This window comes from Tistrella mobilis, assembly GCF_039634785.1.
Classification (GTDB): domain Bacteria; phylum Pseudomonadota; class Alphaproteobacteria; order Tistrellales; family Tistrellaceae; genus Tistrella; species Tistrella mobilis.
The window spans coordinates 127,320-140,250 of the sequence record NZ_JBBIAB010000007.1 but is presented as its reverse complement, the minus strand read 5'-3'; the positions used below and the strand labels follow the sequence as shown (position 1 = coordinate 140,250).

At 69.6% G+C, this 12,931-nt stretch carries 12 protein-coding genes; 4 read left to right on the top strand and 8 right to left on the bottom strand.

What is annotated here, in order from left to right; genetic code table 11:
- Positions 1–230: 230 nt before the first annotated feature.
- The 4 genes from WI697_RS12185 (at position 231) to WI697_RS12170 (ending at position 5,043) form a co-directional block, all read left to right on the top strand.
- The gene (locus tag WI697_RS12185) at positions 231–1,121 is read left to right on the top strand and encodes a phasin family protein (RefSeq protein WP_345958643.1); all 891 of its coding nucleotides are present in this window, start codon (positions 231–233) and stop codon (positions 1,119–1,121) included.
- 278 nt (positions 1,122–1,399) lie between these two features.
- Positions 1,400–1,744, top strand: coding sequence for an ATP-dependent Clp protease adapter ClpS (clpS, locus tag WI697_RS12180; protein ID WP_014744106.1), 345 nt, complete (start codon positions 1,400–1,402; stop codon positions 1,742–1,744).
- Complete coding sequence (gene clpA, locus WI697_RS12175) at positions 1,744–4,149, top strand: ATP-dependent Clp protease ATP-binding subunit ClpA (protein ID WP_082828902.1); 2,406 nt, start codon at positions 1,744–1,746, stop codon at positions 4,147–4,149. Before clpS ends, clpA begins: the two co-directional genes overlap by 1 nt.
- Positions 4,150–4,398: 249 nt before the next feature.
- Positions 4,399–5,043, top strand: a complete 645-nt coding sequence (locus tag WI697_RS12170) for a hypothetical protein (RefSeq protein ID WP_345958642.1) — start codon at positions 4,399–4,401, stop codon at positions 5,041–5,043.
- On the opposite strand, the gene WI697_RS12165 is transcribed toward WI697_RS12170, so the two are convergent.
- The 8 genes from WI697_RS12165 to WI697_RS12130 all read right to left on the bottom strand — a co-directional run bounded on the left by WI697_RS12165 (position 4,973) and on the right by WI697_RS12130 (position 12,926).
- On the bottom strand, positions 4,973–5,644 hold the full coding sequence (locus tag WI697_RS12165; protein ID WP_298648332.1) for a DUF6445 family protein: 672 nt from the start codon (positions 5,642–5,644) through the stop codon (positions 4,973–4,975). The two genes, WI697_RS12170 and WI697_RS12165, sit on opposite strands and share 71 nt — an antisense overlap.
- A gap of 73 nt (positions 5,645–5,717) precedes the next feature.
- A complete protein-coding gene (locus tag WI697_RS12160) occupies positions 5,718–5,987 on the bottom strand; it encodes a hypothetical protein (protein WP_014744109.1) in 270 nt (89 codons plus the stop codon).
- 16 nt (positions 5,988–6,003) lie between these two features.
- A complete protein-coding gene (locus tag WI697_RS12155; protein ID WP_345958641.1) occupies positions 6,004–6,282 on the bottom strand; it encodes a hypothetical protein in 279 nt (92 codons plus the stop codon).
- Positions 6,283–6,403: 121 nt separating this feature from the next.
- Positions 6,404–7,600 carry a GNAT family N-acetyltransferase gene (locus WI697_RS12150; RefSeq protein ID WP_345958640.1) on the bottom strand — a complete coding sequence of 399 codons (1,197 nt, stop codon included), beginning with the start codon at positions 7,598–7,600 and terminating at the stop codon, positions 6,404–6,406.
- A gap of 39 nt (positions 7,601–7,639) precedes the next feature.
- Positions 7,640–8,038, bottom strand: a complete 399-nt coding sequence (locus WI697_RS12145; protein WP_062770304.1) for a hypothetical protein — start codon at positions 8,036–8,038, stop codon at positions 7,640–7,642.
- Entirely contained in the window at positions 8,035–8,370 is a 336-nt protein-coding gene (locus tag WI697_RS12140; protein ID WP_062770307.1) for a hypothetical protein, read from the bottom strand. Before WI697_RS12140 ends, WI697_RS12145 begins: the two co-directional genes overlap by 4 nt.
- A 42-nt stretch (positions 8,371–8,412) precedes the next feature.
- Positions 8,413–12,267 carry a non-ribosomal peptide synthetase gene (locus WI697_RS12135; protein WP_345958639.1) on the bottom strand — a complete coding sequence of 1,285 codons (3,855 nt, stop codon included), beginning with the start codon at positions 12,265–12,267 and terminating at the stop codon, positions 8,413–8,415.
- 110 nt (positions 12,268–12,377) lie between these two features.
- Positions 12,378–12,926, bottom strand: coding sequence for an RBBP9/YdeN family alpha/beta hydrolase (locus WI697_RS12130; protein ID WP_062770313.1), 549 nt, complete (start codon positions 12,924–12,926; stop codon positions 12,378–12,380).
- Between the last annotated feature and the right edge of the window lie 5 nt (positions 12,927–12,931).

The window sequence follows — 12,931 nt, the reverse complement described above, 5'->3', positions numbered from 1 at the left end:
TGCACCGCGAGAACCGCACCGGCTTGACCTGAGTGGTATGAAGGCGTTAAGTTATGTTGCAGCGCAGCATGGCCAGGGCGACTGCATGCCCCGGCCTCGCTGTCCGGTTTCATTGTTCCGCAGCCCCACCGCCCCGGCCGTTTGCCCGGGGCCGATCGGACACAGGGACCCGCGCTTTGCCGCCCAGGATCGGCAGCCCGCTCCACGCGGAACCGAACGGAGAGAGACGCATGACCACCCGCAAGACTCCCGGCACCGGCACCCGTGGCCGGACCACCCGCGGCACCGCGTCCGACGCGACCGGTACCGCAACGCCCAAGGTCGCCGCAACCAAGACGGCCCCTGCCAAGGCGGCACCCGCCGAAACCGCGGCCGAGACTGCCGCCGAGGCGACCACGGCCGCGGCTGAAACCGTGACCGAAACCGTGCAGGCGGCAACCGACACCGCTGCCCGGACCGTGAAGGCCACCACTGAGGCGGCGGCAGAGGCAGCACCGGCCGTGACCGAGGCTGCCGCCGCCACCCCGACCCCTGCAAGCCCGGCCCCCGCGACTCCGGCACCTGCGACCCCGGCCGTCCCCGCGATGAAGAGCGGCGCCGAGCTGATGGAAGAGATGGCGGCGATGGCCGCCGCCACCACCGCAGCCGACATCGCCGCCGAGGCGGTGCGCACCGCCAGCGCCATTGCCGAACGCTCGGCCAAGGCGGCCATGGAGGTGTTCGACGGCGTGAAGAAGTCGGTCTCGTCCGACGGCATGGCCGACGGCACCGTGATGCTCGACGAGGCCAACCGGCTTCGTGAGCGGGCGGTCGAGGATCTGATGGAGGCCTCGAACGAGACCGCCAAGGCGCTGAGCGACGCCACCGACGGCATCATCGCCTTCACCCAGGCCCGGATCGATTTCGGCGTCAACACGGCGCGCGAGGCCTTTGCCGCGCAGTCCTTCGAAGAGATGGCGGCGGTGCAGGAGCGCTATGCCCGCGGCCTGGTCGATCTTTATGTCGAGCACGCGGCTAAGATGTCCGAGGTCGGCATTCGTCTGGCGGGCGCGGCACTCGCCCCCCTGAACCGGCAGTGGCAGAACGCGTTTACTCCGCCGTCTGCCCGGCCGCGGGTCTGATCGCGTCACAGCCTTCGAAGACCGGATGCCGGGGCCCCAGGGTCCCGGTGTGCCGTCGTCCAGACCCGCAGCCGGCATGCCGGTTGCGGGTCTTCGTCGTTGCAGGCAAGCGACACCGGCGGGCGTGGTGAAAATTTCTCGGGCAGGGCTTGCGCCGATAGGGCGACGCATCACTGTTTTCAAGGTCTTTTCCTGCCCGGGGCGAATCCAATATCCTCATTCCGAGGAAGGGTGCCAGGAACCTGATCGATTGCGACGGAATGGCCGAACACGACGGAATGGGCATGAGCGGCGAACGCAGATCCGATGACGACCGTCCCGGCTTCGGGACGGTGACGGAGGTCGCGACCCGACCGAAGGCGGCGACCCGAAAGCCGTCGATGTACAAGGTTTTGCTGCTGAACGACGATTACACGCCGATGGAGTTCGTGATCGACGTTCTGCAGCGCTTCTTCAGCAAGGGTGCGGAGGAAGCGACCCGCATCATGCTGCACGTTCACAACCACGGCGTCGGTGTCTGCGGCGTGTTTCCGTTCGAGGTGGCCGAAACCAAGGTCAACCAGGTGATGGATTACGCCCGCCGCAACCAGCATCCGCTCCAGTGCACGATGGAAAAGGACTGATGTCGATTCTTTCCAAGAACCTCGAGCAGAGCCTGCACCGCGCCTTCGCCATCGCGAATGCGCGGCGTCATGAATACGCGACGCTCGAACACCTGCTGCTCGCGATGCTGGACGATCAGGACGCCGTGGCCGTGCTCAAGGCCTGCGACGTCGATGTCGACCGCCTGCGTGTCGACCTGAACGATTTCCTGGACAACGAGCTGGCGAGCCTTGTCACCGACAGCGGTGTCGAGGCGAAGCCCACGATCAGCTTCCAGCGCGTCATCCAGCGCGCGGCCATCCATGTGCAGAGTTCGGGCCGGGCCGAAGTGACCGGTGCCAACGTGCTGGTCGCGCTGTTCTCGGAGCGCGAGAGCCATGCGGTCTATTTCCTGCAGACCCAGGACATGTCGCGGCTGGATGCGGTCAACTATATCAGCCACGGCATCGCCAAGGCGCCGGGCATGACCGAGAACCGCAGCGTCCGCGGCGCGCCGGTGACCGGCTCCGCCCAGGAGGAAGAGGCCCAGCGCGAGGCGCAGAAGGGTGCCCAGAAGGGCGCCGCCAAGGCGTTGACCAGCTATTGCGTGAACCTGAACGACAAGGCCAGGGCCGGCAAGATCGACGTGCTGGTCGGCCGTGACGGCGAGGTCGAGCGCGCGATCCAGGTGCTGTGCCGCCGGACCAAGAACAACCCGCTGCTGGTGGGCGACCCCGGCGTCGGCAAGACCGCGATCGCCGAAGGCCTTGCGCGCCGGATCGTGACCGGCGACGTCCCCGAGGTGCTGAAGGATGCCACCATCTACGCGCTCGACATGGGCGCGTTGCTGGCCGGCACCCGCTATCGCGGCGACTTCGAAGAGCGGCTGAAGGCGGTGGTGACCGAGCTTGAGGCCCAGGATCATGCGGTCCTGTTCATCGACGAGATCCACACCGTCATCGGTGCCGGCGCCACCTCGGGCGGGGCCATGGATGCGTCGAACCTGCTGAAGCCCGCCCTGCAGGCCGGCACCATCCGCTGCATGGGGTCGACCACCTACAAGGAATTCCGCAACTACATCGAAAAGGACCGCGCGCTGCTGCGCCGGTTCCAGAAGATCGACGTGTCGGAGCCGACCCCTGAGGATGCGGTCAAGATCCTGAAGGGCCTGAAGCCCTATTACGAGAAGTTCCACGACGTCCAGTATACCGAGGCGGCGCTGAAGGCCGCGGTCGACCTGTCGGTGCGCTATATCCACGAGCGCAAGCTGCCCGACAAGGCGATCGACCTGATCGACGAGGTGGGCGCCGCCCAGCGGCTGCTGCCGCCCTCGCGCCGGCGCAAGCAGATCAGCGTCAAGGAGATCGAGGGCATCGTCGCCCGGATCGCGCGGATCCCCGAGAAGAGCGTCTCGGCGCGCGACAAGGACAGCCTGCGCAACCTGGCCGACAATCTGAAGACCGTGGTCTATGGCCAGGATCAGGCGATCGGGGCGCTGGCGAATGCGATCAAGCTGGCCCGGGCCGGCCTGCGCGACCCTGAGAAGCCGATCGGCTCGTATCTCTTCACCGGCCCGACCGGTGTCGGCAAGACCGAGGTGGCCAAGCGTCTGGCCGAGATCCTGGGCATCAAGCTGATCCGCTTCGACATGTCGGAATACATGGAGCGGCATTCGGTGTCGCGGCTGATCGGTGCGCCCCCGGGCTATGTCGGTTTTGACCAGGGCGGCATGCTGACCGACGCCATCGACCAGAACCCGCATGCGGTGCTGCTGCTGGACGAGATCGAGAAGGCCCATCCCGACCTGTTCAACGTGCTGCTGCAGGTCATGGATTACGGCAAGCTCACCGACCACAACGGCAAGACGGTCGATTTTCGCAATGTCGTGCTGATCATGACCTCCAATGCCGGTGCGGCTGAAATCGCCAAGGCACCGATCGGCTTCGGCCGTGTCGACCGGGCGGGTGAGGATCAGGATGTGGTGAAGCGGATGTTCACGCCTGAATTCCGCAACCGTCTGGATGCCACCATTCCCTTCGGCCGCCTGCCGATCGAGGTGGTGGAGCTGGTGGTCGACAAATTCGTCAACCAGCTGGAGGCGCAGCTCGCCGATCGCAAGATCACGATCTCGCTCACCGAAGAGGCGCGGCGCTGGCTGGCCAATGCCGGCTATGACGAGGCGATGGGCGCCCGGCCGCTGGCCCGGGTCATCCAGGAGAAGATCAAGCAGCCGCTGGCCGAAGAGGTTCTGTTCGGCCATCTGGTCGATGGCGGCCATGTCGTCATCGATATCGAAGAGGACAAGCCGGTCTTCCGCTTCGAGGCCAACGAGCCGAAGCCGCGCGGCGGCCGCAAGGGCGGCGGCGGTTCCGGCCCCGATGCCGGGCCGGATGACGGGCACAAACTGGATCCCAGCCGGGACGAGATGCCGGAGCCCGTGGCCTGACATCTCCGGCGCCTCTCTAAACAGCTGCACGGCCGCATGCGACGCATGCGGCCGTGTTTGCGTTCAGGGCCATAGCCCGCCAGTTGCCGACGCCGGATCGCGGGGAAAGACTTGACCCGGCGGTCATTTGTCCAATAACCTATAGTAGAAAAATGTCTGCACGGATGAACGTGTGACAGCGGTGTGCCCGATCGCCGGCGGGGCATACCGGGCCAGACCGCCGGGACCGTCGTCAGATCGGCATACCCCATGATTCCTGCGATCACCGCCGAAGATCCGCGTCTCGGCGACCCGCTGCCCCCAGGGCCCTATCGCCGGGCCGTCGTCCGGGCGGCCATTGCGGCCGGGGCACCCGCACCGGTGCTTGTGCCGGCCCATGACAGCCGCGCCGCCGCACTCGTCTGGGCGGGGGAGGAGGTGCGGTATCTGGCACATCAGATCCGGGCCACCGCGCTGCCTTGTGCGCCGATCCCGCTGGATCTCAAACTGGCAAGGATGGCGACGGAATTCGACCGGAGCTCGGCGGTGCTGGATCCGGAGGGGGTCGATCAGATGCCGCCGACCGGGGCCCCCACGCTCTGCAGCGAGGGGCTGCTCGTCGCCGGCATGGTCCGGCTCAGCCTGCCGATTACGGGCATCCTGCTGCGCCTCGAAGGCATGTCGGGGCCCGAGGTTGCGATGGCGTCCGAGACCCTGCGGGCAGGGCTTGGGCTGACACTTCAGGTCATCGGGCCTGCCATGGAAGGCGGGCTCGGCCCCTTTGTCGAGAATGTGCTCCGCGAAATCCTGACCGCTGCCAGAAGCCCGGCCTGGCGGCGGTCGGTCAGCGCCGCTGCGACGGCGGCATCACGGTCGGGCGGGCGGCTGCCGGGGCCGGCGTCGGGCCGGGCTTGAAGAACAGGATCTGGACCAGCCGGCCGTTTTCGGGGGCATCGCCGAAATCCACCCCGCTGGTGTGCCACAGCCAGGGGCGGAACAGGATCAGCCGGTTGAACTTCATCGGCAGAACCGTGATCTGCTCCCATTTCGACCGGTCGCTGCCGTCCTGCTTCAGCACGGTGTCCAGCACGGCCTCGCGGGTCGGCAGGCCGAATTTTGCCTGCGCCTCCTGATCGCTCAACGGGGCCCTGTCGCTGCCGCTGGCCTTGTGGCGGAAGAATTCCGTCCCGCCCTGCGCATGCTCGTCGAGGCTGAGAAACACGATCCCCGCCCAGGCGCAGCCCGGGTCGATATGGACCACCCCGGCGCGGGTATCCGAGGCAAAGGACAGCCGGCACTTGCCATGCGCCATCTCGCGATTGCCGATCACCGGCTCGCGCAGGATGTAGCTGAACATGCGGTCGCTGTCGGGCGGCAGCATGAACTGCTTCGAATTCCGGCCCGGGTAATAGATCTCGGGCCCCGACAGATGCGGATAGTCGAGCTTGAGCGCCTGCGCCCGCACTTCGAGCGGGTTCTCGTAAAAGTCGTCGACGACGATCATCGACTGATGCATGGCATGCGCTCCGCTGAAGCTTCCGGTCCGCGCGCATTCCACCATGCCCGCGAACCGGCTTCAACCCGCTCGCTCAGCCACCGAACGTCCAGCCGCCCGGCAGGATCATCGCGGCCGAGGCGGCGCCCCCGGCCACGCCTTCCAGGGCGGCGTCGTCGAGCGCTGCATCATCCGTCCGGCGCCTCAGCCGGGGGATCAGGGCGCGCCAGTCGAATTTGAAGCCGCGGGCTTCGCCGGTCTCGCCCAGGATGCGGGCGGCCTCTTCCGGGGTCATGGCGGCGATCAGCGCTGCGGCGGTGGCCGGGTCGCTGGCAAGCGCCATCAGCTGCGAGGTCGAGATCATCGTCGGGCTCCGCCGCTCAGTTGCCGGAAATCATCCAGCCGCCACCCAGCGGCATATAGGCGCTGTTCACCGCGACACCGCCGGCCACGCCTTCCAGCGCCGTATCGTCGATCTCGGTATCTTCCGACCGGCGCCTGAGCCGGGGGATCAGCGAGCGCCAGTCGAACTTGAAGCCCTTGGCTTCACCGGCATCGCCCAGCACCTTGGCCGCCTCTTCGGCAGAGATGGCAGAGGCGAGTGCCCAGGCGACGGTCGGGTCTGAGGTCAGCATCAGCAGGTGAGAGGTGGGCACCATGGCGGCGGCTCCATCGGCGGTGGCGGATCGTGAGGCCGAGCATGCCCGCGAACCCCGTTCCTGCCCAGCCCCTCCGTCGCACGGCGTTACCGGCCGTTTATCCGCCCCCTTATCCGCCCACTTATCCGGCCCCGCCCCCGGCGTCCTGGTCCGGCCCGCTCTGATCCCGGCGGAAGGGCAGATGTTCGCCCAGCGCCTCGGCCTCGGCATCGACCGCGGCGCGCTCACGGTCCAGGAAGTCCTTAACCGCATGGGCAAGCCGCGGATCGGCCAGCCAGTGGGCCGAGCGGGTGGTGACGGGTTCGTAGCCACGCAGCAGCTTGTGGCCGCCCTGCGCGCCGGCTTCGACCCGCGCCAGGCCGCGGTCGATGGCGACCTCCATGGCCTGGTAATAGCAGGTTTCGAAATGCAGGAAGGGCAGGTCGACCACCGCCCCCCAATTGCGACCGTAAAGCGTGTCCTTGCCGATCAGGTTGAGCGCGCCGGCCACCGGGCGGTCGCCGTCATAGGCCATGATCAGCACCACCCGGTCGGCCATGCTCTCGCCCAGGTGATTGAAAAAGCTGCGGGTGAGATAGGCTTCGCCCCATTTGCGATCGACCGTGGCGCGGTAGAAGCGATGGAAGGCATCCCAGGCCGCGGGGGTGAGGTCCTCGCCCGACAGCGCCCGAAAGACCAGGCCGCTGTCGCGAACCTTCTCGCGCTCCTTGCGGATCATCTTGCGCTTGCGGGCGGACAGCGCCGCCAGGAAGTCGTCGAAACTGCCATAGCCGCGATTGTGCCAGTGGAACTGGACGTCATGCCGCGCCATGAAGCCGGCCATGGCGAGCGGGGCCACGTCTTCGGGGGCGAGGAAGGTCACATGCACGCCCGAGACGTCGAGGCTGCCTGCCACCGCCGACAGCCCCTCGGCCAGGGTGCGGCGGATGGCGGGGGCATCGGGGCCGTTGCCGGCCAGCAGGCGCGGTCCCGGCACCGGCGTGAAGGGCACCGCGGCCTGGAGCTTGGGGTAATAGGCGCCGCCGGCCTGTTCATAGGCGCGCGCCCAGGCCTGATCGAAGACGTATTCGCCCCAGGAATGGGCCTTGAGGTAGAGCGGCACCGCGCCGATCAGCCGCCCGTCCGCCGTGCTGAGCAGCAGATGACGCGGCAGCCAGCCGGTGCGCTCCGACACCGATCCCGAGGTTTCCAGGGCGTGCAGGAAGGCATGCGACAGGAACGGGTTGTCCGGGCCGGCAAGAGCGTTCCACGCCTCGGGGGCGATGTCTGCCATGCTTTCTGCGGTGGTCAGGGTCAGGCGCTGGTCCTGGTCGGTCATCGGCTCCGGTTCCGGCGGATCGGGTGGGCGGCGGCCCTCCTATACTTGGCGCCCGGCCGGCGATGGACAAGCCTCTCGCGCCACCGCCGCCCGCCGGGCCCGGACATAGACGGTACAGAACACCAGTCCGATGCCATAGGAGGGCGCGATGGTGGCCAGCACATGGGGCGTGCCTGCCAGGGCATGTGCCGTGGCAAAGACCACCGCCAGCAGGCTGATCGGCACCACCGCCGCCACGATCGCGCCGGCCCGCAGCCGTCGCGCCAGGATCGCATCCATGGCGAGCGTGAGCACGGCGGTTGCGCCGAAGCTCAGCAGGAACTGAACCGCAGCGGCCCTGAGCCCCGCAGGCATCCCCGCGCCGTGATTGGCGAAGAACGCCCAGCCGCCATAGAGCAGGCCGGAGGCGGTGCCCAGGATGAGCGCCCGGCGGTTCAAGATGCGGCCGCCTGCAGGGGGGTATCGGCGCCGTCGGCCTCGGCGATCTCTTCCATCACGAAGCCGGTCAGGGCCTCGACGCTGGCAAAGGGGCTCACCTTGCGCGACACGGCCTTTTCTGAGGTCAGTGACACGGTGACGCCGAAATCATCCTCGAGCTTTTCCTCGACCGTGGTCAGGAAGTTGACCAGCCCCATGCTGTCGAACACGCCGCCGCTGCCGTAGAGGATGAGCGCGGGCCCCGGGGCAAGGTCGAAGGGTTCCTCGCGTTCCTCGTTCACCTCGGCGAGGGTGGCCAGGATCATGTCGCGGATTGCTGCTTCATCGGCCATCTTCGGGCCTCCTCTGTCTTGGGCGGGGTCTGTGGCGAAGGGTCAGGCGGGGACCGGTTCGGGGGCTGGCGCCAGCGCCCGGACCAGATCCGGCATCATCCGGTCCGACAGCAGATCGAAATGGCCGGCATCCAGCCCGATCAGCCGGAAGCGGCCGGTGGTATGGGCGGCCCAGCGTTCGGGGCGGCGCTCTGCCGGGTCGCGCCGGGCGGTGATCATGGTGATGTCGCCATGGATGACGCCGCGTGCCCGCCAGCCGGTGGTGGCCCGGGCATTGCGCAGCACCCGCGCCTTCAGCCGTGCCACCGCCGGCCGGCCGAGACCGGCGGCAAGGCGGCCCATGGCATCCGTGCCGTCGGCCGCGGCCCGGGCGAATTCGCGGTCGAACTTGGCCGCGACCGCATCGGGATGCATCGGCACCGGCTCGGCCGAGGTGTCGAGCAGCACCAGATCGACCCGGCCGCCTGTTTCGGCCTCGATCAGCCGGGCGGCATCGAAGGCGGCCATGCCGCCCAGCGAATAGCCGATCAGCCGCCAGGGTCCGCCGGGCGCGATCTCCAGCACCGTGCGGGCAAGATGGCGGGCGAATTCCGGCAGACCCGCGGCCGGATGCGCCGGAAAGCGCAGCCCCCAGGCGGTCCGGCCGAGCCGCGCTGCAAGATCGAGGAAAATGGCCGGCTCTCCGGCGACCGGCGGGATCAGGAAGACCGGTGCCGTTCGCCCCGTCCCTGGCTGCCCCGTCGCTGGCCGGAACAGCGGCAGCGGCCCGTCATCCTCGTGATCGCCGGCGGCGATGCGGGCCTGATCCAGCGCCGCTGCCAGCAGCCGCGGCGTCGGGTTGAGGAACAGCTGCTTCAGGTCCGTCTCGAGACCGGTCGCCGCCCGGATCTCGCCGGTGAGCCGGAGCGCGGTCAGCGAATGCCCGCCGGCCAGGAAGAAGTCGGTGGCGGCGTCCACGGTCACCCCGTCCAGCACCCGGGCGAAGGCGCCGGCGATGGCGGCTTCAAGGGCTGTCGCCGGGGCGGTGCGGACCGGCCCCTCGGCAAGGGCCGGCGCCGGCAGGGCTGCGGCATCCAGCTTGCCGTTGGGCCGGCGTGGCAGCTGGTCCAGGCGGGTGAGCACGGCGGGGACCATCCAGCCGGGCAGGCGCCCGGCGGCCCAGCTCCGCAGCTCGGCCGGGGAGACGCCCTCGCCGACATACCAGCCGGCCAGCCTTGGGCCGCGGGGGCCGGCGACGGCCCGGACGGCCGCCTCCTGCACGGCGGGATGGCCGGCCAGGCGTGCCGCGACCTCGCCCGGCTCCACCCGCGCACCATCGATCTTCACCTGATCATCCCGGCGGCCCAGATAAAGAAACACGCCGTCCGGCGTCAGCAGCGCCTCGTCGCCGGTGCGATAGAGCCGCGCCCCCGGGCTTGCCGGATCTTCGGGAAAGCGTTCGGCCGACAGCTCCGGGCGGCCCAGATAGCCGCGGGCGAGCTGAACGCCGCCGATCACCAGCTCTCCGGGCCGGCCCACCGCAACCGGTTGCAGGGTGTCGGGATCGACCACCAGCAGCTGCGTGTTCCAGACCGGCCGGCCGATCGGCACCACCGTCTCTTCGGGATCGGCATCATGGCGGGCGACGTCGATTGCGGCCTCGGTCGGCCCGTAGAGATTGACGATCCGGACACCCGGCCAGCGGGCCGCGACCCGGCGCACCGTTTCGGCCCTCAAGGCCTCGCCGCTGGTCACGATCAGCCGCAGCCGCGACAGGCGCTCGTCGTCGGTGGCGGGCAGGCCGGCCAGCATGGCATCCAGGGCGCCGGGCACGAAATGCAGGCAGGCGACGCCCCGCGCCTCGATCAACCGGGCCAGCGCCTGCGGGTCATGGGCGGTCACCGCCGGGCAGAGCACCATGGGCGCGCCCATGGCCGGGGGCATCAGCATCTCCCAGACCGAGACGTCGAAGCTGGCGGTCGTGCGGTGCAGGATCGGCTCGTGGTGCCGGTGGCCCAGGGCATGCCATTGCCAGACCAGCCGGTTGAGCAGGGCGGCATGGTCGACCATCACCCCCTTCGGCCGCCCGGTGGTGCCGGAGGTATAGAGCAGATAGGCCAGATGGTCGGGAGCCGGGGCCGGCAGCGCCACCTCGGGTGCGTCGAGCGCGCCTGCGTCATCCATCACCAGCAGCGGCCGGCCCGTCGCGATGGTCGCGAAGTCCCGGCAGGTGATCACGGTGATCGCCCCGCCATCCGCGGCCAGTTCGGCCAGCCGTGCCGCCGGCAGGGCGGGGTCGAGCGGCAGGAAGGCCGCCCCGGATTTGAGAACGCCCAGAACCGCCGCAATCATCGCGGGCCGTCGGTCGATCATCACGCCCACGATCCGCCCGGGGCCGGCCCCGCGGGCGATCAGGGCCCGGGCGACCCTGTCGGACCAGAGGTCGAGGGCGGCGAAGCTCGTGACCTCTCCCGCCGCGGTCACCAGGGCGGGGTCGGCAGATCTGAGACGCGCGGTGTCGCGGATCAGCTCCACGACGCTCGCGGCGCCGCCGGCCCGCCCCGGCAATGGCCGGGCCGTATCGTTCACCCGCGCGATCAGGGCCCGTTCGGCCGCGGGCATGGGCGGGATCAGGTGTGCCAGCGGCGTGTCCGGGGTCGCCCGCTCCAGCGCCTCCAGCATCGGCCCCAGCCGGTCCACCACCGGTGCCGCGCCCAGCGGGCCCCAATGCGCGGCATCCAGTGCCAGATCGAAATCGACCGGCCCCTCGCCGCCCAGATCGCGGACATGCAGGGCGAGGGCGTATTTGTCGCCCTCGTGACTGACCGGGTGGAGCAGGGTGCGGCAGCCGGCGAAGCCCTGTGTGGCCGGCCGGGTCTCGAAGGAGAACAGCACATCGCCGAGCATGGCATCGCCGGCCCCGGGCCTGCGGCCGAGCGCCTTGCCGATCGCGCCCATGGGCAGGCGCTGATGGCGGAAGCCACGGCGCATCGCCGCCTGAACCGCGGCTGCGGCCTCGCCCAGCCGTCCGGCCGGGTCGATCTGCAGGCCAAGCGGCATCAGCCGAACGAAGGGGGCGATGGCCGCGCGTTCGGCCGCGATCATCCGGTTGCGGACCGGGGTGGCGACGATCATCGTCGCCCGGCCGGTCAATTCGTGGACCAGGGTCGCGAACAGGGTGAGCAGCAGGGCCGGCAGGGGAACGCCGGCCGCGGCGGCGACCGCCTCGATCCGGGCAAAGGCCGCCCGGTCGCGGGTGATCCGGGCCTTGAGCGACGGCCCGAAGGGCGGGCGGCGCAGAAAGGCCCGGGCGGGCAGATCGCCCAGCTCGCGCGCCCAGAAGGCGCTGTCTTCGGCCGCTTTCGGGCCTTGGACCCAGGCATGTTCGGCGGCCGGATCGGGCAGCGGCGCGGGGTCGGGCGGCGGTGTCCCGCCGGCCAGGATCGTGTCATAGGCCCGGCGGAAACGATCGAAGAGCGCGAGCCCGGCCCAGCCGTCGACGATCAGATGATGGCAGCGGAACAGAATGGTCCGCCGGTCGTGGGCCGCCTTCAGGATCCACATGTCGTGCATGACCCGGCCGTCCTCGGGACGGATCGGCTCGGCCCAGAGGGCGGCTGCCCGGGCGGCGACGCTCATCCCGGGTTCGGCGTCGGTGCTGAAATCTTCCAGCCGCACGGGGATGGGGCCGGCGTCGTCGGGCGGGGCCACCGCCAGCATCGGCTGATGATCCTGCAGCACCAGCCGCGCCCGCATGGCCGCCACGTCGCGCATGACCGCCCGATAGGCGGCCGCCGCCGCCCGATCGTCGAAGGCGCCGTCCACCTGCATCTCGCCCCCGACCAGATAGAGCCGGTCGGGGTTGAGCGTGCGATCGAAGAATATGTCGCGCTGGGCGAGGTTGAGGTGATGCAGCATGGGGCTGCCTCCCGGACGGGGCATCTGCGCCCGTTGAGGGAATGCGCGGGGGGACGGAATCTGCGGGGGCGCCGCGGGCGGCGGGGGAAGAGGGTGAGGTACCGGGCCGCTCAGAAATCCTCCATCAATTCTCTCAAGAGATCCTGGCCAAGCGGCCAGGGGCCGAAGCCCGAATCGGCATTGATGTGGCCGGCGCCGGGGATGAGGGTGAGATCGGCGCCCCAGGCGGCTGCGAAGCCGGCGGCCCGCTCGGGCGCGACGTAAGGATCGTCGTCGCTCGCCACCACCAGGGTGCGGAAGGGCAGGACCAGGGTCGGCATCGGGGCGAAGACCCGGGCCTCTTCCGGCGTGTGGTCGGGGCTGTCGACATCGGCCGGAGAGACGAGCAGAGCGCCCGTCACCCGGCCGGCGCGGGCGGAGGTTTCCGCCCAGCGCACCACCAGCGCACAGGACAGGCTGTGCGCCACCAGCACCACCGGGCCGGGTGCCAGCGCCACCGCCTCGTCCAGCGCCGCAAGCCATTCCGACGCGACCGGGCGGTCCCAGTCGCGCTGTTCCACCCGCCGCCAGGCGGGGTTTTCGTCCAGCCACAGGCTTTGCCAATGGTCGGGGCCGGATCCGCCCAGCCCCGGCACGATCAGAACGGTTGGGGTCACCATGGGGT

Excerpts from the sequence above, each read along its gene's own strand:
- WI697_RS12160 (WP_014744109.1), bottom strand. The coding sequence starts at position 5,987 with ATGATCTCGACCTCGCAGCTGATGGCGCTTGCCAGCGACCCGGCCACC.
- WI697_RS12135 (WP_345958639.1), bottom strand. The coding sequence starts at position 12,267 with ATGCTGCATCACCTCAACCTCGCCCAGCGCGACATATTCTTCGATCGC.
- WI697_RS12140 (WP_062770307.1), bottom strand. The coding sequence starts at position 8,370 with ATGGCCGATGAAGCAGCAATCCGCGACATGATCCTGGCCACCCTCGCC.
- clpS (WP_014744106.1), top strand. The coding sequence starts at position 1,400 with ATGGGCATGAGCGGCGAACGCAGATCCGATGACGACCGTCCCGGCTTC.
- WI697_RS12150 (WP_345958640.1), bottom strand. The coding sequence starts at position 7,600 with ATGACCGACCAGGACCAGCGCCTGACCCTGACCACCGCAGAAAGCATG.
- WI697_RS12185 (WP_345958643.1), top strand. The coding sequence starts at position 231 with ATGACCACCCGCAAGACTCCCGGCACCGGCACCCGTGGCCGGACCACC.
- WI697_RS12130 (WP_062770313.1), bottom strand. The coding sequence starts at position 12,926 with ATGGTGACCCCAACCGTTCTGATCGTGCCGGGGCTGGGCGGATCCGGC.
- WI697_RS12155 (WP_345958641.1), bottom strand. The coding sequence starts at position 6,282 with ATGGTGCCCACCTCTCACCTGCTGATGCTGACCTCAGACCCGACCGTC.
- WI697_RS12170 (WP_345958642.1), top strand. The coding sequence starts at position 4,399 with ATGATTCCTGCGATCACCGCCGAAGATCCGCGTCTCGGCGACCCGCTG.
- WI697_RS12165 (WP_298648332.1), bottom strand. The coding sequence starts at position 5,644 with ATGCATCAGTCGATGATCGTCGTCGACGACTTTTACGAGAACCCGCTC.
- clpA (WP_082828902.1), top strand. The coding sequence starts at position 1,744 with ATGTCGATTCTTTCCAAGAACCTCGAGCAGAGCCTGCACCGCGCCTTC.